Source organism: Salmonella sp. A1325 (genome assembly GCF_056991255.1).
Genome location: NZ_JAMLWO010000009.1, coordinates 15,086 through 36,217, shown reverse-complemented (window position 1 = coordinate 36,217; position 21,132 = coordinate 15,086). Strand labels below are relative to the sequence as shown.

The window sequence follows — 21,132 nt, the reverse complement described above, 5'->3', positions numbered from 1 at the left end:
AACTCGAATGATTTTGAGTAAAGGTGTAATTTGTAGGCCTGATAAGATGCGAAGGCATCGCCATCAGGCAAAACATTATTCGTCGTGTGTGATGATCGCCGGGATGGTGTCATCTTTACGCAGCGTCAGAATTTCACAGCCGTTTTCCGTTACCACAATAGTATGCTCGTACTGAGCAGACAAGCTGCGGTCTTTGGTTTTTACCGTCCAGCCGTCTTTCATGGTGCGGATACGGTAATCCCCGGCGTTCAGCATCGGTTCAATGGTAAAGGTCATGCCAGGCTGCAACACGACGCCGCCATCGTCTGCATCATAATGCAGCACCTGCGGTTCTTCATGGAAGCCGCGACCAATACCGTGTCCGCAGTATTCACGTACCACGGAGAAACCTTCGCCTTCGGCATATTTCTGGATGGCGGCGCCAATGGTGCGCAGGCGGATGCCCGGTTTCACCATTTTGATGCCCAGATACAGGCTCTCTTGCGTGACGCGGCACAGACGCTCGCCCAGAATGGTCGGTTTGCCGACGATAAACATCTTCGAGGTATCGCCGTGGAATTCATCTTTAATCACGGTCACGTCGATGTTGACGATATCACCATCTTTCAAATGTTTAGCGTCATCCGGAATGCCGTGGCACACCACTTCATTAATAGAGATACAGACGGATTTCGGATAGCCGTGGTAGCCGAGGCAGGCGGAGATCGCGTGTTGTTCGTTAACGATGTAATCGTTACAGATACGGTCCAGTTCGCCGGTGGTGACGCCCGGTTTGATATACGGTTCGATCATTTCCAGCACTTCGGCTGCCAGACGGCCCGCGACGCGCATTTTTTCGATGTCTTCAGATGTCTTGATAGAGATAGCCATGAATTCTGTCCATCAGTGCCGATGATTTCGGCAATAATTGTGTAAGTGCTGACAATGGTATCAGTCAGGGGTGTACCCTGCCAAATTGAGAATCATTCTGAACTTCGCCTTTCGTGCCACAGGTGCGTTGGCGACATTTTTTCACCCCAGTCACTTATTAGCCGTAAGCTCCAGGGGATGCAAAAATTTGCCGCCTGCTTGTAACACGAAATTCATCGTTCAATTCAGCATTGAGTGCCAACAATTATTGGTGTCGGTGGCGTATTTGTGGTATAAAGCGCGCCGGACTTCCGATCCATTCGAAGACTACACACGATGGACGGGAGCGACAAATCTCACTTTGTGTAACAACACACACGTATCGGCACATATTCCGGGGTGCCCTTTGGGGTCGGTAATATGGGATACGTGGAGGCATAACCCCAACTTAATCTATAGAGGTTTTAAATCATGGCAACTGTTTCCATGCGCGACATGCTCAAGGCTGGTGTTCACTTTGGTCACCAGACCCGTTACTGGAACCCGAAAATGAAGCCTTTCATCTTCGGCGCGCGTAACAAAGTTCACATCATCAACCTTGAGAAAACTGTACCGATGTTCAACGAAGCTCTGGCTGAACTGAACAAGATCTCTGCTCGTAAAGGTAAAATCCTTTTCGTTGGTACTAAACGCGCTGCAAGCGAAGCGGTGAAAGAAGCTGCTAACAGCTGCGACCAGTTCTTCGTGAACCATCGCTGGCTGGGCGGTATGCTGACTAACTGGAAAACAGTTCGTCAGTCCATCAAACGTCTGAAAGACCTGGAAACTCAGTCTCAGGACGGTACTTTCGAAAAGCTGACCAAGAAAGAAGCGCTGATGCGTACTCGTGAGCTTGAGAAACTGGAAAACAGCCTGGGCGGTATCAAAGACATGGGCGGTCTGCCGGACGCTCTGTTCGTTATCGATGCTGACCACGAGCACATTGCTATCAAAGAAGCGAACAACCTGGGTATCCCGGTATTTGCTATCGTTGATACCAACTCTGATCCGGACGGCGTTGACTTCGTTATCCCGGGTAACGATGACGCAATCCGTGCTGTTAGCCTGTACCTGGGCGCTGTCGCTGCAACCGTTCGTGAAGGCCGTTCTCAGGATCTGGCTTCCCAGGCGGAAGAAAGCTTCGTAGAAGCCGAGTAATAAGGCTTGATAACTCCCTAAAATAGTTCGAGTTGCAGGAAGGCGGCAAGCTCGAGAATTCCCGGGAGCTTACATCAGTAAGTGACCGGGATGAGCGAGTGAAGGCAACGCACCTGCGGCTCGAAATATGAAGGGGAGAGCCCTTATAGACCAGGTAGTATCACGTTTGGTTAGGGGGCCTGTATATGGCCCCCTTTTTCACTTTTATATCTGTGCGGTTTGATGCCGGGCAGATCAAATCTTTCGAGGATTTTAGAATGGCTGAAATTACCGCATCCCTGGTAAAAGAGCTGCGTGAGCGTACTGGCGCAGGCATGATGGATTGCAAAAAAGCGCTGACTGAAGCGAATGGCGACATTGAGCTGGCAATCGAAAACATGCGTAAGTCCGGTGCTATCAAAGCGGCGAAAAAAGCAGGCAACGTGGCTGCTGACGGCGTAATCAAAACCAAAATCGACGGTAACGTCGCTTTCATTCTGGAAGTTAACTGCCAGACTGACTTCGTGGCTAAAGATGCTGGCTTCCAGGCATTTGCTGACAAAGTGCTGGACGCCGCTGTTGCTGGCAAAATCACTGACGTAGAAGTCCTGAAAGCGCAGTTCGAAGAAGAGCGCGTTGCTCTGGTAGCGAAAATTGGCGAGAACATCAACATTCGTCGCGTAGCTTCCCTGGAAGGCGACGTTCTGGGTTCTTACCAGCACGGTGCGCGCATCGGCGTTCTGGTTGCCGCTAAAGGCGCTGACGAAGAGCTGGTTAAACAGCTGGCGATGCACGTTGCGGCAAGCAAGCCGGAATTCGTTAAGCCGGAAGACGTGTCTGCTGACGTGGTAGAGAAAGAGTACCAGGTACAGCTGGACATCGCGATGCAGTCCGGTAAGCCGAAAGAAATCGCAGAGAAAATGGTTGAAGGCCGCATGAAGAAATTCACCGGCGAAGTTTCTCTGACTGGTCAGCCTTTCGTCATGGAACCGAGCAAATCTGTTGGCCAACTGCTGAAAGAGCACAACGCTGACGTGACTGGCTTCATCCGCTTTGAAGTGGGCGAAGGCATTGAGAAAGTCGAGACTGACTTTGCAGCAGAAGTTGCTGCGATGTCTAAGCAGTCCTGATTTTCCTGAGGAGCCGCCTGAGGGCGGCTTCTTTTTGCGCCTCTCTTGTAAAATCAGCCGACGCCTGGCGTCTGCGCTGAAATGCGACGTACAATGTCGCCGGAATTAACTCATATCAATCGTTGACAGTCTCAGGAAAGAAACATGGCTACCAATGCAAAACCCGTCTATAAACGCATTCTGCTTAAATTAAGCGGCGAAGCTCTGCAGGGTACGGAAGGCTTCGGTATTGATGCAAGCATACTGGATCGTATGGCTCAGGAGATCAAAGAACTGGTTGAACTGGGTATTCAGGTTGGTGTGGTGATTGGCGGTGGTAACCTGTTCCGTGGCGCAGGTCTGGCAAAAGCGGGGATGAACCGCGTTGTGGGCGACCACATGGGCATGTTGGCCACCGTCATGAACGGCCTGGCAATGCGTGATGCGCTTCACCGCGCCTATGTGAACGCCCGCCTGATGTCGGCAATTCCTTTAAACGGCGTATGCGACAACTACAGTTGGGCCGAGGCTATTAGCCTGCTGCGTAATAACCGTGTTGTGATTCTGTCTGCAGGTACGGGTAACCCGTTCTTCACTACCGACTCTGCGGCCTGTCTGCGCGGGATCGAAATTGAAGCGGATGTCGTACTGAAAGCGACCAAAGTGGATGGCGTATTCACTGCCGATCCGGCAAAAGATCCTTCCGCGACCATGTACGATCAGCTGACCTACAGCGAAGTGCTGGATAAAGAGCTGAAAGTGATGGATCTGGCGGCGTTCACGCTGGCTCGTGACCACAAACTGCCGATTCGTGTTTTCAACATGAACAAACCGGGCGCGCTGCGTCGTGTGGTGATGGGCGAAAAAGAAGGGACGTTAATCACGGAATAATTCCCGTGAGCGCCAAATACGGGTAAGATTCTGTTCTATTGACGGGTCTTATTACCTGGCAGAAATTAAACGAGACTATACTTAGCACATCTTTGTATTGTGTGACCGTCTGGTCTGACTGAGACTAGTTTTCAAGGATTCGTAACGTGATTAGCGATATCAGAAAAGATGCTGAAGTACGCATGGAAAAATGCGTTGAAGCGTTCAAAACCCAAATCAGCAAAGTGCGCACGGGTCGTGCTTCTCCCAGCCTGCTGGATGGTATTGTCGTAGAATACTATGGCACTCCGACCCCGCTGCGCCAGTTGGCAAGCGTAACGGTAGAAGACTCCCGTACCTTAAAAATTAACGTGTTTGACCGTTCTATGGGGCCAGCCGTTGAAAAAGCGATCATGGCGTCAGACCTCGGTTTGAATCCAAGCTCTGCAGGCACCGACATTCGCGTTCCGCTGCCGCCGCTGACCGAAGAACGTCGTAAAGATCTGACGAAAATTGTCCGTGGCGAAGCGGAGCAGGCGCGTGTCGCCGTTCGTAACGTCCGCCGTGATGCGAACGATAAAGTAAAAGCTCTGCTGAAAGATAAAGCGATCAGTGAAGATGACGATCGTCGCTCTCAGGAAGAAGTACAGAAAATGACCGACGCGGCAATTAAGAAAGTTGATGCGGCGTTGGCAGATAAAGAAGCAGAACTGATGCAGTTCTGATTGATCTGTACGCAGATATAAACTCATTCCACCGCTAAACCTGGCGGATGAGTGGTGTACAAAGCGCCGCGCAGAAGACATTATCAGGTCTCCTGTGCGGCGTTTTGCTTTTTATTCCGTTTCAACACTTCTGGACGTTTCATGAAGCAATTAACCATTCTGGGCTCGACCGGCTCTATTGGTTGCAGCACACTGGACGTGGTGCGCCATAATCCTGATAGCTTCCGCGTTATCGCGCTGGTGGCGGGTAAAAATGTCGCCCGCATGGCGGAGCAGTGCCTGGAGTTCTCGCCGCGTTATGCCGTGATGGACGATACGTCGAGCGCAGAACAGCTCAAAATAATGCTTCAGCAGCATGGCAGTCGCACCGAGGTTCTGAGCGGTCAGCAGGCTGCCTGTGAGATGGCGGCGCTTGATAAGGTCGGGCATGTGATGGCGGCCATTGTGGGCGCGGCTGGTTTACTGCCGACCCTGGCGGCGATCCGCGCAGGGAAGACGATTCTGCTGGCGAATAAAGAATCGCTGGTGACCTGCGGGCGGCTGTTTATGGACGAAGTAAAACGCAGCAACGCCCGGCTTTTACCCGTCGATAGCGAACATAACGCGATTTTTCAGAGTTTGCCGCAATCTATTCAGCATAATCTGGGATACGCTGACCTTGAGCAAAATGGCGTAACGTCGATTTTGCTTACCGGGTCTGGTGGCCCGTTTCGTGAAACGCCAATGTGCGATCTGGCAGCGATGACGCCAGATCAGGCATGTCGTCATCCGAACTGGTCGATGGGGCGGAAAATCTCCGTCGACTCCGCCACCATGATGAATAAAGGTCTGGAATACATTGAAGCGCGTTGGTTATTTAATGCCAGCGCACGTCAGATGGAAGTGTTGATCCATCCGCAATCGGTCATTCATTCGATGGTGCGTTATCAGGACGGCAGCGTCCTGGCGCAGCTTGGAGAACCTGACATGCGTACGCCTATTGCGCATACGATGGCATGGCCGAATCGCGTCGCGTCCGGCGCGCAGCCGCTCGATTTTTGCAAACTCAGCGCGCTGACGTTTAGCGCGCCAGATTATCAGCGTTATCCATGCCTGAAGCTGGCGATGGAGGCGTTTGAGCAAGGTCAGGCGGCAACGACGGCGCTCAATGCGGCAAACGAAATCACCGTTGCCGCGTTTCTGGCGCAACAGATTCGTTTTACCGATATCGCCGGGCTCAATTTAGCGGTGCTGGAGAGGATGGATTTACAGGAACCGGCAAGCGTTGAGGACGTATTGCAGGTTGACGCCATCGCGCGTGAAGTAGCCAGAAAACAAGTGATACGGCTCTCACGCTGACGATTATCCCGCGACAGAAGATCGTGCTATTTGTTAGCGTTGGGCTTCGGTGATATAGTCTGCGCCACCTGATCGCAGGTTTTTGGCTTTTTTCGGTCAGGTTAGCCGTGGTTTTACACGGCTTTTTTGTGGATACACAAAATCATTCAGGACGCATCGGGACGGCAGGTGAATACGTTCCCGGCGTGCGCAGACAGCGCACGACAGGGGCGATGACGCGCAGCCATCCGCGAAGCGGACCGAAGAGAATGTGTATAAAGGCTTCAGTATTCCTGAGTACCGCTAAATCCTTTCAGGGACAAAAAACGCGTTATGTTGTCTGCAACTCAACCAGTAAGCGAAAATTTGCCAGCGCATGGCTGCCGTCATGTTGCAATAATTATGGATGGCAATGGTCGCTGGGCGAAAAAGCAAGGGAAGATCCGGGCCTTTGGGCATAAAGCCGGGGCGAAGTCCGTCCGGCGAGCGGTCTCTTTTGCTGCCAATAACGGTATTGATGCGTTAACGCTGTATGCCTTTAGTAGTGAAAACTGGAACCGACCGGCGCAGGAAGTGAGCGCGTTAATGGAGCTGTTTGTGTGGGCGCTGGATAGCGAAGTCAAAAGCCTGCACCGCCATAACGTTCGCCTGCGTATTATCGGCGATATCAGCCGATTCAACTCACGTTTACAAGAACGTATTCGCAAATCAGAAGCGCTTACCGCCCATAATACGGGTCTAACGCTGAATATCGCTGCGAATTACGGCGGACGTTGGGATATTGTCCAGGGAGTCCGACAACTGGCGGAACAGGTGCAGGCTGGAGTGCTGCGCCCCGATCAGATTGATGAAGAGAGACTAGGCCAGCAAATCTGTATGCATGAGCTGGCGCCTGTGGATTTAGTAATTAGGACTGGGGGAGAGCATCGCATTAGTAACTTTTTGCTTTGGCAAATTGCCTATGCCGAACTTTACTTTACGGATGTTCTTTGGCCCGATTTCGATGAACAAGACTTTGAAGGTGCGCTGCATGCCTTTGCTAATCGAGAGCGTCGTTTCGGCGGTACCGAGCCTGGTGATGACAAAGCCTGATGGGGGTTGCTTTTGCTGAAGTATCGCCTGATTTCTGCTTTTGTGTTAATACCCGCGGTCATCGCTGCGCTTTTTTTATTGCCGCCGGTGGGGTTCGCCATTATTACGCTGGTTGTCTGTATGCTGGCCGCGTGGGAATGGGGACAGTTAAGCGGTTTCGCCGCGCGTTCACAGCGGGTTTGGCTGGCGGTGCTGTGTGGTCTGTTATTGGCGCTGATGCTATTTTTGTTGCCTGAGTATCATCACAACATTCGTCAACCGCTGGTTGAGATGTCGCTTTGGGCATCGTTAGGATGGTGGGTTGTCGCGCTACTGCTGGTGCTATTTTATCCCGGTTCGGCGGCAATCTGGCGCAACTCAAAAACATTGCGTCTCATTTTCGGTTTGTTAACTATCGTGCCATTTTTCTGGGGCATGCTGGCGCTGCGCGCCTGGCACTATGACGAGAATCATTACAGTGGCGCAATATGGCTACTCTATGTCATGATCCTGGTCTGGGGAGCGGACTCTGGCGCGTATATGTTTGGTAAATTATTTGGCAAACATAAGCTGGCGCCGAAGGTTTCCCCGGGTAAAACCTGGCAAGGGTTTATCGGCGGGCTTGCTACGGCTGCCGTGATCTCATGGGGTTACGGTATGTGGGCGAATCTGAATGTTGCGCCTGTTATCTTGCTGATTTGCTCTGTGGTGGCGGCTCTGGCTTCTGTACTGGGCGACCTCACCGAGAGTATGTTTAAGCGCGAAGCAGGAATTAAGGATAGCGGCCACTTGATTCCAGGCCATGGCGGCATTCTGGACCGAATTGACAGCCTGACGGCTGCCGTACCGGTCTTTGCTTGCCTGTTGTTACTGGTGTTCAGGACGCTCTAACGGAAGGTTTTATGCTGAGTATTCTCTGGAATCTGGCTGCATTCATCATCGCACTGGGCGTGCTGATCACTGTGCATGAATTTGGTCATTTCTGGGTTGCCCGGCGCTGCGGTGTGCGAGTTGAGCGCTTTTCCATCGGCTTCGGTAAAGCGCTCTGGCGTCGTACCGATCGGTACGGTACCGAGTATGTCATCGCCCTGATCCCGCTGGGCGGCTACGTCAAAATGCTGGATGAGCGCGCCGAACCGGTAGCGCCGGAATTGCGTCGTCACGCCTTCAATAACAAAACGGTGGGCCAGCGCGCCGCAATTATTGCCGCAGGTCCGGTTGCGAACTTCATTTTTGCTATCTTTGCTTACTGGCTGGTCTTTATCATCGGCGTCCCTGGCGTTCGTCCGGTCATTGGCGAAATAACGCCCAACTCGATTGCTGCGCAGGCGCAAATTGCGCCTGGTACGGAACTTAAAGCCGTTGATGGTATCGAAACCCCTGATTGGGATGCCGTGCGTTTACAACTGGTGTCCAAAATTGGCGATCAGCAGACGACGGTGAGCGTCGCGCCGTTTGGCAGCGACCAGCGGCAGGACAAAACGCTTGATTTACGTCACTGGGCATTTGAGCCTGATAAGCAAGATCCTGTATCTTCTTTAGGGATTCGGCCCCGCGGGCCACAGATTGAACCGGTACTGTCAGAAGTGCAGGCGAATTCCGCAGCCAGTAAAGCGGGTTTGCAAGCGGGCGACAGGATCGTTAAAGTCGATGGTCAGCCGTTAACGCAGTGGATGAAATTCGTGACGTTTGTACGCGATAATCCCGGTAAGCCGTTAGCGTTAGAGATTGAAAGGCAGGGGAGCGCCTTGTCGTTGACGTTAACGCCGGATACGAAATCGGTTAACGGAAAGGCGGAAGGGTTTGCAGGCGTGGTGCCTAAAATTATTCCTCTGCCGGAAGAGTACAAGACTATACGCCAGTATGGGCCTTTTAGCGCCATCCTCGAAGCCACGGATAAGACGTGGCAGTTGATGAAGCTGACGGTCAGTATGCTGGGTAAATTGATAACCGGTGATGTGAAACTGAACAACCTCAGTGGGCCGATTTCTATCGCTCAGGGGGCTGGGATGTCAGCGGAGTTCGGGGTGATTTATTACCTGATGTTCCTTGCGCTAATCAGCGTGAACTTAGGGATAATTAACCTGTTTCCGCTGCCCGTTCTTGACGGGGGTCATCTGCTGTTCCTGGCGATTGAAAAGCTTAAGGGCGGGCCGGTATCCGAGCGGGTTCAAGACTTTAGTTATCGCATTGGCTCGATTTTGCTGGTGTTGTTAATGGGGCTTGCACTTTTCAATGATTTCTCTCGGTTGTAAGAGAGTTAGTTAGGAAGAACGCATAATAACGATGGCGATGAAAAAGTTGCTCATAGCGTCGCTGCTGTTCAGCAGCGCCACCGTATACGGTGCTGAAGGGTTCGTAGTGAAGGACATTCATTTCGAAGGCCTGCAGCGAGTCGCCGTTGGTGCGGCTCTCCTCAGTATGCCGGTGCGCACAGGCGACACGGTTAATGATGAAGATATCAGTAACACCATTCGCGCTCTGTTCGCCACCGGCAACTTTGAGGACGTCCGCGTCCTGCGCGATGGTAATACCCTTCTGGTTCAGGTAAAAGAACGTCCGACCATTGCCAGCATCACTTTCTCCGGGAACAAGTCGGTGAAAGATGACATGCTCAAGCAAAACCTCGAAGCGTCTGGCGTACGTGTTGGCGAGTCTCTGGATCGCACCACGCTGTCTGATATCGAAAAAGGTCTGGAAGACTTTTACTATAGCGTAGGTAAATACAGCGCCAGCGTTAAGGCGGTCGTCACGCCGCTGCCGCGCAACCGTGTTGATCTTAAACTGGTGTTCCAGGAGGGCGTATCGGCGAAGATCCAACAGATCAACATCGTCGGTAACCATGCCTTTAGCACCGAAGAACTCATTTCTCATTTCCAGTTGCGTGACGAAGTGCCGTGGTGGAACGTCGTCGGCGATCGTAAATACCAGAAACAGAAGCTGGCGGGCGACCTTGAAACCTTGCGCAGCTACTATCTGGATCGAGGCTACGCGCGTTTCAATATTGACTCCACGCAAGTGAGTCTGACGCCGGATAAGAAAGGGATCTACATCACCGTCAATATCACCGAAGGCGATCAGTACAAGCTTTCCGGGGTTCAGGTGAGCGGTAACCTGGCCGGACATTCCGCTGAAATTGAGAAACTGACGAAAATTGAACCGGGCGAGCTCTATAACGGCACCAAAGTGACCAAAATGGAAGATGACATCAAAAAGCTTCTGGGTCGCTATGGTTACGCCTATCCGCGCGTGCAGTCACAGCCTGAAATTAACGATGCTGACAAAACCGTAAAACTGCGCGTAAACGTCGATGCGGGCAACCGTTTCTACGTGCGTAAGATCCGCTTTGAAGGCAACGATACCTCAAAAGATTCCGTTCTGCGCCGTGAAATGCGCCAGATGGAAGGGGCGTGGCTGGGCAGCGACCTGGTTGACCAGGGGAAAGAGCGTTTGAACCGTCTCGGCTTCTTTGAAACCGTCGACACCGACACGCAGCGCGTTCCGGGTAGCCCGGATCAGGTTGATGTGGTGTACAAGGTGAAAGAGCGCAACACCGGTAGCTTCAACTTCGGTATCGGTTACGGTACAGAAAGCGGCGTGAGCTTCCAGGCCGGCGTTCAGCAGGACAACTGGTTAGGTACCGGTTATTCCGTGGGGATTAACGGCACCAAAAACGACTACCAGACCTACAGCGAACTGTCCGTTACTAACCCATACTTTACCGTTGATGGCGTGAGCCTCGGTGGTCGTATCTTCTATAACGACTTCCAGGCGGACGATGCAGACCTGTCCGACTATACCAACAAGAGTTACGGTACGGACGTGACGCTTGGCTTCCCCATCAACGAGTACAACACGTTGCGTGCTGGTTTAGGGTATGTGCATAACTCCCTGTCCAATATGGAACCGCAGGTTGCAATGTGGCGTTATCTGGCATCAATGGGTCAGTATCCGAGTACTAATGATCAGGATAATAGTTTTAGCACTGATGACTTCACCTTTAACTACGGCTGGACCTACAACAAACTAGACCGTGGTTACTTCCCGACGGAAGGTACGCGTATCAACCTGACGGGTAAGGTGACGATTCCGGGATCGGATAACGAATACTATAAAGCGACGTTGGATACCGCGACCTATGTACCGATCGATAACGATCATAAGTGGGTCATTCTGGGCCGTACCCGCTTTGGTTATGGCGATGGTTTAGGCGGTAAAGAAATGCCGTTCTATGAGAACTTCTATGCCGGTGGTTCCAGTACCGTTCGTGGCTTCCAGTCCAATACCATTGGTCCTAAGGCGGTCTATTATCCCTATAACCCTAAAAATTACGATGCTGATGAAGACTACGATTGCGCGACGCAGGACGGCGCAAAAGATATGTGTAAGTCGGATGATGCGGTAGGGGGTAACGCGATGGCGGTCGCCAGCCTGGAATTTATCACGCCGACGCCGTTTATCAGCGAGAAATATGCTAATTCGGTCCGTACTTCTTTCTTCTGGGATATGGGGACCGTCTGGGATACTAACTGGGATTCCAGCCAGTATTCTGGTTATCCGGACTACAGCGATCCGAGCAACATCCGTATGTCCGCGGGTATCGCATTACAATGGATGTCCCCATTGGGGCCGTTGGTCTTCTCCTACGCCCAGCCGTTTAAAAAGTACGATGGAGACAAAGCCGAGCAGTTCCAGTTTAACATTGGTAAAACTTGGTAATTGTTCACTGCAAAGGAATGCATTGGTAGTGTAGCGATGACTTTTGGCGATGCCCCCAGGGATCGCCAGGCCACGCAAAGAGCTGTACCTTCGGGTGCAAATGGGATGGTAAGGAGTTTATTGTGAAAAAGTGGTTATTAGCTGCAGGTCTTGGTTTGGCGATGGTAACGTCCGCACAGGCTGCTGACAAAATTGCAATCGTCAACATGGGTAATCTGTTCCAACAGGTTGCGCAGAAGACGGGTGTATCCAATACACTGGAAAACGAATTTAAAGGCCGTGCGGCTGAACTGCAAAAAATGGAAACTGATCTGCAATCTAAAATGCAGCGTCTGCAATCCATGAAAGCAGGTAGCGATCGTACTAAGCTGGAAAAAGACGTGATGTCTCAGCGCCAGACTTTCGCGCAAAAAGCGCAGGCTTTTGAGAAAGATCGCGCTCGTCGTTCCAACGAAGAACGCAACAAACTGGTGACTCGTATCCAGACTGCAGTGAAAAAAGTGGCTAACGACCAGAGTATCGATCTGGTGGTAGACGCAAACACCGTTGCTTACAACAGCAGCGATGTGAAAGACATCACCGCTGACGTACTGAAACAGGTTAAATAAGTAATGCCTTCAATTCGACTGGCTGACTTAGCAGAACAGTTGGATGCAGAATTACACGGTGATGGCGATATCGTCATCACCGGCGTTGCGTCCATGCAATCTGCAACAACAGGCCACATTACGTTTATGGTAAATCCTAAGTACCGTGAACACTTAGGTTTATGCCAGGCTTCTGCGGTTGTCATGACGCAGGACGATCTTCCTTTTGCTAAGAGCGCGGCGCTGGTAGTTAAAAATCCCTACCTGACCTACGCGCGCATGGCGCAAATTTTAGATACTACGCCGCAGCCCGCGCAGAATATCGCGCCAAGCGCCGTGATTGATGCGACGGCAACGCTGGGTAGCAATGTTTCAGTCGGCGCGAATGCGGTGATTGAATCTGGCGTACAACTGGGCGATAACGTGGTTATCGGCGCAGGGTGTTTCGTCGGAAAAAATAGCAAAATCGGGGCGGGTTCACGCTTGTGGGCGAACGTAACGATTTACCACGACATTCAGATCGGTGAGAATTGCCTGATCCAGTCCAGTACGGTGATCGGCGCGGACGGTTTTGGCTACGCTAACGATCGTGGCAACTGGGTGAAGATCCCACAACTGGGCCGGGTCATTATTGGCGATCGTGTCGAGATCGGCGCTTGTACCACCATTGACCGTGGCGCGTTGGATGATACTGTTATTGGCAATGGCGTGATTATTGATAATCAGTGCCAGATTGCACATAACGTCGTGATTGGCGACAATACGGCAGTTGCCGGTGGCGTCATTATGGCGGGTAGCCTGAAGATTGGCCGTTACTGCATGATTGGCGGCGCCAGCGTGATCAATGGGCATATGGAAATATGCGACAAAGTCACGGTAACTGGCATGGGTATGGTGATGCGTCCCATCACGGAACCGGGCGTCTACTCCTCAGGCATTCCGCTGCAACCCAACAAAGTATGGCGTAAAACTGCTGCACTGGTGATGAACATTGATGATATGAGCAAGCGTCTCAAAGCGATTGAGCGCAAGGTTAATCAACAAGACTAACGTTCCGCCTTGTAGTTGCCATTCTTTTCCGGCCTGTCACATTCATACGATTGCGGCAGGCCGTGTTATTATTGCCTTTTTGTATATTTGGACAGGAAGAGTATTTTGACTACTAACACTCATACTCTGCAGATTGAAGAGATTTTAGAGCTTCTGCCGCACCGTTTTCCGTTTTTACTGGTCGATCGCGTGCTGGACTTTGAAGAAGGTCGTTTTCTGCGTGCGGTGAAAAATGTCTCCGTCAACGAGCCGTTTTTCCAGGGGCATTTCCCGGGCAAACCGATTTTGCCAGGCGTGTTGATTCTGGAAGCGATGGCGCAGGCAACCGGTATTCTGGCGTTTAAAAGCGTTGGTAAACTGGAACCTGGCGAACTGTATTATTTCGCGGGTATTGATGAAGCGCGCTTTAAGCGTCCGGTTGTGCCAGGCGATCAGATGATCATGGAAGTCACTTTCGAGAAAACGCGCCGTGGCCTGACCCGCTTTAAAGGGGTTGCGCTGGTCGACGGTAAAGTCGTGTGCGAAGCAACCATGATGTGTGCTCGTAGCCGGGAGGCCTGATTCGTGATTGATAAATCCGCCTTTATTCATCCTACCGCCATTGTGGAGGACGGCGCTGTAATTGGCGCTAATGCCCACATTGGTCCCTTTTGTATTGTTGGGCCGCAGGTCGAAATTGGTGAGGGAACCGTACTGAAGTCTCATGTGGTCGTGAATGGTCAAACCAAAATCGGCCGCGACAACGAGATTTATCAGTTTGCCTCCATCGGTGAAGTGAACCAGGATCTGAAATATGCGGGTGAGCCGACCCGTGTGGAAATTGGCGATCGTAACCGCATCCGCGAAAGCGTCACCATTCATCGTGGTACAGTGCAGGGCGGTGGGTTGACGAAGGTGGGTAGCGATAACCTGCTGATGATCAATGCGCATGTCGCACATGATTGTACGGTAGGTAATCGCTGTATCCTCGCCAACAACGCCACGCTGGCGGGGCACGTATCAGTCGATGATTTTGCGATCATCGGCGGTATGACGGCAGTTCATCAATTCTGCATTATCGGTGCGCATGTGATGGTCGGCGGCTGCTCCGGCGTGGCGCAGGATGTCCCTCCGTATGTGATTGCGCAGGGTAACCATGCGACGCCGTTCGGGGTAAATATCGAAGGGCTGAAGCGTCGCGGCTTTAGCCGTGAAGGGCTGGTGGCGATTCGTAATGCCTACAAACTGTTGTACCGCAGTGGTAAAACGCTCGACGAAGCGAAGCTGGAAATCGCTGAACTTGCTGAAAAGCATCCGGAAGTGAAGGCGTTTACCGAGTTCTTTGAGCGTTCAACGCGCGGTCCGATTCGTTAATGGCGGCACAGCGTCCTTTAACGATTGCCCTGGTCGCCGGTGAAACGTCCGGCGATATTCTTGGCGCAGGCTTAATTCGTGCGCTGAAAGCGCGCGTACCCAACGCCCGCTTTGTGGGCGTTGCGGGGCCGCGTATGCAGGCCGAAGGGTGTGAAGCCTGGTACGAAATGGAAGAGCTGGCGGTCATGGGCATTGTTGAAGTGCTCGGTCGTTTACGCCGTTTGTTGCATATCCGCGCCGATCTGACCCGCCGTTTTACCGAACTCAAGCCCGATGTTTTTGTCGGGATTGATGCCCCTGACTTCAACATTACCCTCGAAGGTAATCTGAAAAAACAAGGGATTAAGACCATTCATTATGTCAGCCCGTCCGTTTGGGCCTGGCGACAGAAACGCGTTTTCAAAATAGGCAGATCCACTCATATGGTGTTGGCTTTTCTGCCTTTCGAAAAAGCGTTTTACGATAAATTTAACGTCCCGTGCCGCTTTATCGGTCACACCATGGCGGATGCCATGCCGCTGGACCCGGATAAAAATGCGGCGCGCGACGTGCTGGGTATCCCGCATGACGCCCATTGTCTGGCGCTACTGCCAGGCAGCCGTGGCGCGGAAGTGGAAATGCTCAGCGCCGACTTCCTGAAAACCGCACAATTGCTGCGACAGCGCTATCCCGATCTGGAAGTGGTAGTGCCGCTGGTGAACGCGAAACGCCGCGAGCAGTTTGAAAAAATTAAAGCGGAGGTTGCACCGGATCTCGCCGTTCATTTGCTGGACGGCATGGCGCGCGAGGCGATGATCGCCAGCGACGCGGCTCTGCTGGCCTCAGGCACGGCGGCGCTGGAGTGTATGCTGGCAAAATGCCCGATGGTAGTGGGATATCGTATGAAGCCCTTCACTTTCTGGCTGGCGAAACGTCTGGTAAAAACGGAGTATGTGTCTTTGCCTAACCTGCTGGCGGGAAGAGAATTAGTCAAAGAGCTGTTGCAGGAAGAGTGCGAACCGCAAAAACTCGCCGAAGCGCTGTTGCCGCTACTGGCGAACGGTAAAACCAGCCATGCGATGCACGATACCTTCCGTGAATTGCATCAGCAGATCCGCTGTAATGCCGATGAGCAGGCGGCAGATGCCGTCCTGGAGTTAGCACAATGATCGAATTTGTTTATCCACACACCCATTTAGTGGCGGGTGTGGATGAAGTGGGCCGTGGCCCGCTGGTGGGCGCCGTAGTGACCGCCGCCGTGATCCTCGATCCGGCTCGTCCGATCGTCGGTCTGAATGATTCCAAAAAATTGTCTGAAAAGCGTCGTCTGTCATTGTATGACGAGATTAAAGAAAAGGCGTTAAGCTGGAGTCTGGGACGCGCGGAAGCGCATGAAATTGATGAGCTGAATATTTTGCACGCCACCATGCTCGCCATGCAGCGCGCTGTCGCTGGTCTGCATATTGCGCCAGAATATGTGCTGATCGACGGCAATCGCTGTCCGGCGCTGCCTGTGCCGTCAATGGCCGTGGTGAAAGGCGACAGCCGCGTGGCGGAGATTAGCGCGGCGTCTATTCTGGCGAAAGTCACCCGCGACGCAGAAATGGCGGCGCTGGATATCGTTTTTCCTCAGTATGGCTTTGCGCAGCACAAAGGCTATCCAACCGCTTTTCATCTGGAAAAGTTGGCACAGTATGGCGCGACGGCGCACCACCGACGCAGTTTTGCGCCTGTTAAACGCGCTCTGGGACTTGTGTCCTGATTCTTGTATCGAGAAATCTGAAGATGTCTGAACCACGTTTCGTTCACCTGCGGGTGCACAGCGACTACTCTATGATCGATGGGCTGGCGAAGACCGGGCCGCTGGTGAAAAAGGCGGCCTCATTAGGTATGCCTGCGCTGGCGATCACCGATTTTACCAACCTCTGCGGTCTGGTGAAGTTCTACGGAGCGGGTCATGGCGCGGGCATTAAACCCATCGTCGGGGCGGACTTTAACGTTCACAACGAACTGCTGGGAGATGAGCTGACTCATCTGACGGTACTGGCGGCGAATAATACGGGATACCAGAACCTGACGTTGCTGATCTCGAAAGCGTATCAGCGCGGCTACGGCGCGGCAGGCCCGATTATCGAGCGCGACTGGCTGGTAGAGCTTAAAGAAGGTTTGATCCTGCTTTCCGGCGGGCGCATGGGCGACGTAGGCCGCTGTCTGCTACGCGGCAACCAGGCGCTGGTGGAGGAGTGCGTTGCTTTCTATGAAGCGCATTTTCCCGATCGCTACTTTCTGGAACTGATCCGTACCGGCAGACAGGATGAAGAGACCTATCTCCATGCTGCGGTTGAATTGGCTGAGGCACGTGGTTTGCCGGTTGTCGCGACAAACGATGTCCGTTTTCTTGAAAGCGATGATTTTGACGCCCATGAAATTCGTGTCGCGATCCACGACGGTTTCACGCTTGACGATCCTAAGCGTCCGCGCAATTACTCGCCGCAGCAATATATGCGCAGCATCGATGAGATGTGCGAACTGTTCGCCGATATTCCGGAGGCGCTGGAAAATACGGTGGAGATTGCCAAACGCTGCAACGTAACGGTGCGTCTGGGTGAATATTTCCTGCCGCAGTTCCCGACCGGCGATATGACCACCGAAGATTATCTGGTCAAAAAATCGAAAGAGGGGCTCGAAGAACGTCTGGCTTTCCTGTTTCCGGACGAAGAAGAGCGCAAAAAGCGTCGCCCGGAATATGACGAGCGTCTGGATATTGAACTACAAGTTATCAACCAGATGGGGTTCCCTGGCTACTTCCTCATCGTGATGGAGTTTATCCAGTGGTCAAAAGATAACGGCGTGCCGGTAGGGCCGGGACGTGGCTCCGGGGCCGGTTCGCTGGTGGCCTACGCGCTGAAAATTACCGACCTTGATCCGCTGGAATTTGACCTGCTGTTCGAACGTTTCCTGAACCCGGAACGTGTCTCGATGCCTGACTTCGACGTTGACTTCTGTATGGAGAAACGCGACCAGGTGATTGAGCACGTCGCAGACATGTACGGGCGTGATGCGGTATCGCAAATTATCACCTTCGGTACGATGGCGGCGAAAGCCGTTATCCGCGATGTGGGCCGCGTGCTGGGGCATCCGTACGGTTTTGTCGATCGTATCTCGAAGCTGGTGCCGCCCGATCCGGGCATGACGCTGGCAAAAGCCTTTGAAGCGGAACCGCAACTGCCGGAAATTTACGAGGCGGACGAAGAGGTCAGAGCGCTGATCGATATGGCGCGTAAGCTTGAAGGCGTCACGCGTAACGCCGGTAAACACGCTGGCGGCGTGGTCATTGCGCCGACCAAAATTACCGACTTTGCGCCGCTGTACTGCGATGAAGAGGGCAAGCATCCGGTTACCCAGTTTGATAAAAGCGACGTGGAATATGCCGGGCTGGTGAAGTTCGACTTCCTCGGTTTGCGTACGCTGACCATCATCAACTGGGCGCTGGAGATGATCAACAAGCGGCGCGAGAAAAACGGCGAGCCGCCGCTGGATATCGCCGCCATTCCGCTGGACGATAAAAAAAGCTTCGACATGCTGCAGCGCTCGGAAACCACGGCGGTCTTCCAGCTTGAATCGCGCGGCATGAAAGATCTGATCAAACGTCTGCAGCCGGACTGCTTTGAAGATATGATCGCACTGGTGGCCCTGTTCCGTCCCGGCCCGTTGCAGTCAGGGATGGTAGATAACTTTATCGACCGTAAGCACGGTCGTGAAGAACTCTCTTACCCGGACGTTCAGTGGCAGCATGAAAGCCTGAAGCCGGTACTGGAGCCGACTTACGGCATCATTCTGTATCAGGAACAGGTGATGCAGATTGCCCAGGTACTTTCCGGGTATACTCTCGGCGGCGCGGATATGCTGCGTCGTGCGATGGGTAAGAAAAAGCCGGAAGAGATGGCCAAACAGCGTTCCGTTTTTGAAGAGGGCGCGAAAAAGAACGGTATCGACGGCGAACTGGCGATGAAAATCTTTGACCTGGTGGAGAAATTCGCCGGTTACGGGTTTAACAAATCGCACTCCGCCGCTTATGCGCTGGTTTCTTACCAGACGCTATGGCTAAAGGCGCACTATCCGGCTGAATTTATGGCGGCGGTGATGACTGCCGATATGGACAACACCGAGAAGGTCGTCGGCCTGGTGGACGAGTGCTGGCGGATGGGACTGAAAATTCTGCCGCCGGATATTAACTCCGGATTGTACCATTTCCACGTTAACGATGAGGGCGAGATCGTCTACGGCATCGGCGCGATCAAAGGCGTCGGCGAAGGGCCGATCGAAGCGATCATCGACGCGCGTAATCAGGGCGGCTATTTCCGCGAGCTGTTTGATCTGTGCGCGCGGACCGACACCAAAAAGCTCAACCGCCGGGTGCTGGAAAAGCTGATCATGTCCGGGGCGTTCGACCGCCTGGGGCCGCACCGCGCCGCGCTGATGAACTCATTGGGCGATGCGCTGAAAGCCGCCGACCAGCACGCCAAAGCGGAAGCTATCGGTCAGGCGGATATGTTCGGCGTACTGGCGGAAGAGCCGGAGCAAATCGAGCAATCCTATGCCAGCTGCCAGCCGTGGCCGGAGCAGGTGGTGTTAGATGGGGAACGTGAAACGTTGGGGCTGTACCTGACGGGCCACCCTATCAATCAGTATTTAAAAGAAATTGAGCGCTATGTCGGCGGGGTAAGGCTCAAAGACATGCATCCGACAGAACGTGGTAAAGTCACCACGGCTGCGGGGCTCGTGATTGCCGCAAGGGTTATGGTCACCAAGCGCGGCAATCGTATCGGCATCTGTACGCTGGATGACCGTTCCGGGCGTCTGGAAGTGATGTTATTTACCGACGCGCTGGATAAATACCAGCAGTTGCTGGAAAAAGACCGCATACTTATCGTCAGCGGACAGGTCAGCTTTGATGACTTCAGCGGGGGGCTTAAAATGACCGCCCGCGAAGTGATGGATATTGACGAAGCTCGCGAAAAATACGCTCGCGGGCTTGCTATCTCGCTGACGGACAGGCAAATTGATGACCAGCTTTTAAACCGACTCCGTCAGTCTCTGGAACCCCACCGCTCGGGGACCATTCCAGTACATCTCTACTATCAGAGGGCGGATGCGCGTGCGCGGCTGCGTTTTGGCGCAACGTGGCGTGTCTCTCCGAGCGATCGTTTACTTAACGATCTGCGTGGCCTCATTGGTTCGGAGCAGGTGGAACTGGAGTTTGACTAATACAGGAATACTATGAGTCTGAATTTCCTTGATTTTGAACAGCCGATAGCAGAGCTGGAAGCGAAAATCGATTCTCTGACTGCGGTAAGCCGCCAGGATGAGAAACTGGATATTAATATCGATGAAGAAGTCCATCGCCTGCGCGAAAAAAGCGTAGAACTGACGCGCAAAATCTTCGCCGATCTCGGCGCATGGCAGGTAGCCCAACTGGCGCGCCATCCGCAGCGTCCGTACACCCTGGATTATGTCCGTCTGGCGTTTGATGAGTTTGATGAGCTGGCGGGCGATCGCGCCTATGCGGATGACAAAGCCATCGTCGGCGGTATCGCGCGTCTGGAAGGGCGACCGGTGATGATCATTGGTCATCAGAAGGGTCGTGAAACCAAAGAAAAAATTCGTCGTAACTTTGGCATGCCTGCGCCGGAAGGCTACCGCAAAGCGCTGCGCCTGATGGAAATGGCTGAACGCTTCAACATGCCGATTATCACCTTCATCGACACCCCGGGCGCTTACCCTGGCGTGGGCGCGGAAGAGCGTGGTCAGTCTGAAGCCATCGCCCGCAACCTGCGTGAGATGTCTCGTCTGAACGTACCGGTCATCTGCACCGTGATTGGCGAAGGCGGCTCCGGCGGCGCATTGGCGATTGGCGTGGGTGATAAAGTGAATATGCTGCAATACAGCACCTATTCCGTTATCTCCCCGGAAGGTTGCGCCTCTATTTTGTGGAAGAGCGCCGACAAAGCGCCATTGGCTGCTGAAGCGATGGGCATCATCGCGCCGCGTCTGAAAGAGCTGAAGCTAATCGATTCCATCATTCCGGAGCCGCTGGGCGGCGCGCACCGTAATCCGGAAGCGATGGCGGCATCGCTAAAAGCGCAGCTGCTGGAAGATTTAGCCGATCTCGATGTGTTAAGCACCGATGATTTAAAAAACCGTCGTTACCAGCGTTTGATGAGCTACGGTTACGCCTAATCATTTACCTCATTTTTCTCAGGAGGCCGGATAATCCGGCCTCTTTTTTTTGGACGAGGAAAAATGAGACGCCGATGAGTTGATGTG

Annotated in this window: 18 protein-coding genes; 17 read left to right on the top strand and 1 reads right to left on the bottom strand. The window is 53.0% G+C overall.

The features are described from left to right. Positions 1-75 precede the first annotated feature (75 nt). Complete coding sequence (gene map / locus NAZ64_RS16790) at positions 76-870, bottom strand: type I methionyl aminopeptidase (protein ID WP_001018214.1); 795 nt, start codon at positions 868-870, stop codon at positions 76-78. Between the two features lie 450 nt (positions 871-1,320). Between map and rpsB the strand changes: the two genes are divergently transcribed. From rpsB to accA, 17 genes are all read left to right on the top strand, one after another. Continuing rightward, the gene (gene rpsB / locus NAZ64_RS16785; RefSeq protein ID WP_000246886.1) at positions 1,321-2,046 is read left to right on the top strand and encodes a 30S ribosomal protein S2; all 726 of its coding nucleotides are present in this window, start codon (positions 1,321-1,323) and stop codon (positions 2,044-2,046) included. A gap of 257 nt (positions 2,047-2,303) precedes the next feature. After that, a complete protein-coding gene (tsf, locus tag NAZ64_RS16780; protein WP_000808106.1) occupies positions 2,304-3,155 on the top strand; it encodes a translation elongation factor Ts in 852 nt (283 codons plus the stop codon). A 144-nt stretch (positions 3,156-3,299) separates the two neighbouring features. Then, positions 3,300-4,025 carry a UMP kinase gene (pyrH, locus tag NAZ64_RS16775; RefSeq protein ID WP_000224567.1) on the top strand — a complete coding sequence of 242 codons (726 nt, stop codon included), beginning with the start codon at positions 3,300-3,302 and terminating at the stop codon, positions 4,023-4,025. Positions 4,026-4,171: 146 nt separating this feature from the next. Continuing rightward, positions 4,172-4,729, top strand: coding sequence for a ribosome recycling factor (gene frr / locus NAZ64_RS16770; RefSeq protein WP_000622423.1), 558 nt, complete (start codon positions 4,172-4,174; stop codon positions 4,727-4,729). Positions 4,730-4,870: 141 nt separating this feature from the next. After that, entirely contained in the window at positions 4,871-6,067 is a 1,197-nt protein-coding gene (gene ispC, locus NAZ64_RS16765; RefSeq protein WP_023229589.1) for a 1-deoxy-D-xylulose-5-phosphate reductoisomerase, read from the top strand. Between the two features lie 312 nt (positions 6,068-6,379). Continuing rightward, positions 6,380-7,138, top strand: coding sequence for a (2E,6E)-farnesyl-diphosphate-specific ditrans,polycis-undecaprenyl-diphosphate synthase (ispU, locus tag NAZ64_RS16760; protein ID WP_000947413.1), 759 nt, complete (start codon positions 6,380-6,382; stop codon positions 7,136-7,138). Between the two features lie 12 nt (positions 7,139-7,150). Continuing rightward, positions 7,151-8,008, top strand: coding sequence for a phosphatidate cytidylyltransferase (cdsA, locus tag NAZ64_RS16755; RefSeq protein WP_000922422.1), 858 nt, complete (start codon positions 7,151-7,153; stop codon positions 8,006-8,008). A gap of 11 nt (positions 8,009-8,019) precedes the next feature. Beyond that, positions 8,020-9,372: a sigma E protease regulator RseP gene (gene rseP / locus NAZ64_RS16750; RefSeq protein WP_000949017.1), complete on the top strand. Its 1,353-nt coding sequence runs from the start codon at positions 8,020-8,022 to the stop codon at positions 9,370-9,372. A 31-nt stretch (positions 9,373-9,403) separates the two neighbouring features. Then, on the top strand, positions 9,404-11,836 hold the full coding sequence (gene bamA, locus NAZ64_RS16745; RefSeq protein WP_001240931.1) for an outer membrane protein assembly factor BamA: 2,433 nt from the start codon (positions 9,404-9,406) through the stop codon (positions 11,834-11,836). A gap of 122 nt (positions 11,837-11,958) precedes the next feature. Next, a complete protein-coding gene (gene skp / locus NAZ64_RS16740) occupies positions 11,959-12,444 on the top strand; it encodes a molecular chaperone Skp (RefSeq protein WP_000758966.1) in 486 nt (161 codons plus the stop codon). A gap of 3 nt (positions 12,445-12,447) precedes the next feature. Further along, complete coding sequence (gene lpxD, locus NAZ64_RS16735) at positions 12,448-13,473, top strand: UDP-3-O-(3-hydroxymyristoyl)glucosamine N-acyltransferase (RefSeq protein ID WP_001139265.1); 1,026 nt, start codon at positions 12,448-12,450, stop codon at positions 13,471-13,473. Positions 13,474-13,578: 105 nt separating this feature from the next. Continuing rightward, positions 13,579-14,034, top strand: a complete 456-nt coding sequence (gene fabZ / locus NAZ64_RS16730) for a 3-hydroxyacyl-ACP dehydratase FabZ (RefSeq protein ID WP_000210741.1) — start codon at positions 13,579-13,581, stop codon at positions 14,032-14,034. A 3-nt stretch (positions 14,035-14,037) separates the two neighbouring features. Then, positions 14,038-14,826 carry an acyl-ACP--UDP-N-acetylglucosamine O-acyltransferase gene (gene lpxA / locus NAZ64_RS16725; RefSeq protein ID WP_000565950.1) on the top strand — a complete coding sequence of 263 codons (789 nt, stop codon included), beginning with the start codon at positions 14,038-14,040 and terminating at the stop codon, positions 14,824-14,826. Then, positions 14,826-15,974: a lipid-A-disaccharide synthase gene (gene lpxB, locus NAZ64_RS16720; protein WP_000741216.1), complete on the top strand. Its 1,149-nt coding sequence runs from the start codon at positions 14,826-14,828 to the stop codon at positions 15,972-15,974. Before lpxA ends, lpxB begins: the two co-directional genes overlap by 1 nt. Next, the gene (rnhB, locus tag NAZ64_RS16715; protein ID WP_000569411.1) at positions 15,971-16,567 is read left to right on the top strand and encodes a ribonuclease HII; all 597 of its coding nucleotides are present in this window, start codon (positions 15,971-15,973) and stop codon (positions 16,565-16,567) included. The genes lpxB and rnhB overlap by 4 nt, the downstream gene beginning before the upstream one ends. A gap of 23 nt (positions 16,568-16,590) precedes the next feature. Further along, complete coding sequence (dnaE, locus tag NAZ64_RS16710; RefSeq protein ID WP_001294832.1) at positions 16,591-20,073, top strand: DNA polymerase III subunit alpha; 3,483 nt, start codon at positions 16,591-16,593, stop codon at positions 20,071-20,073. Between the two features lie 12 nt (positions 20,074-20,085). Then, on the top strand, positions 20,086-21,045 hold the full coding sequence (accA, locus tag NAZ64_RS16705) for an acetyl-CoA carboxylase carboxyl transferase subunit alpha (protein WP_000055753.1): 960 nt from the start codon (positions 20,086-20,088) through the stop codon (positions 21,043-21,045). Positions 21,046-21,132 lie beyond the last annotated feature (87 nt).

Coding starts and splice junctions, on each gene's coding strand:
- lpxB (WP_000741216.1), top strand. CDS start 14,826: ATGGCGGCACAGCGTCCTTTAACGATTGCCCTGGTCGCCGGTGAAACG.
- ispC (WP_023229589.1), top strand. CDS start 4,871: ATGAAGCAATTAACCATTCTGGGCTCGACCGGCTCTATTGGTTGCAGC.
- rpsB (WP_000246886.1), top strand. CDS start 1,321: ATGGCAACTGTTTCCATGCGCGACATGCTCAAGGCTGGTGTTCACTTT.
- lpxD (WP_001139265.1), top strand. CDS start 12,448: ATGCCTTCAATTCGACTGGCTGACTTAGCAGAACAGTTGGATGCAGAA.
- ispU (WP_000947413.1), top strand. CDS start 6,380: ATGTTGTCTGCAACTCAACCAGTAAGCGAAAATTTGCCAGCGCATGGC.
- map (WP_001018214.1), bottom strand. CDS start 870: ATGGCTATCTCTATCAAGACATCTGAAGACATCGAAAAAATGCGCGTC.
- bamA (WP_001240931.1), top strand. CDS start 9,404: ATGGCGATGAAAAAGTTGCTCATAGCGTCGCTGCTGTTCAGCAGCGCC.
- accA (WP_000055753.1), top strand. CDS start 20,086: ATGAGTCTGAATTTCCTTGATTTTGAACAGCCGATAGCAGAGCTGGAA.
- tsf (WP_000808106.1), top strand. CDS start 2,304: ATGGCTGAAATTACCGCATCCCTGGTAAAAGAGCTGCGTGAGCGTACT.
- pyrH (WP_000224567.1), top strand. CDS start 3,300: ATGGCTACCAATGCAAAACCCGTCTATAAACGCATTCTGCTTAAATTA.
- rseP (WP_000949017.1), top strand. CDS start 8,020: ATGCTGAGTATTCTCTGGAATCTGGCTGCATTCATCATCGCACTGGGC.
- rnhB (WP_000569411.1), top strand. CDS start 15,971: ATGATCGAATTTGTTTATCCACACACCCATTTAGTGGCGGGTGTGGAT.
- dnaE (WP_001294832.1), top strand. CDS start 16,591: ATGTCTGAACCACGTTTCGTTCACCTGCGGGTGCACAGCGACTACTCT.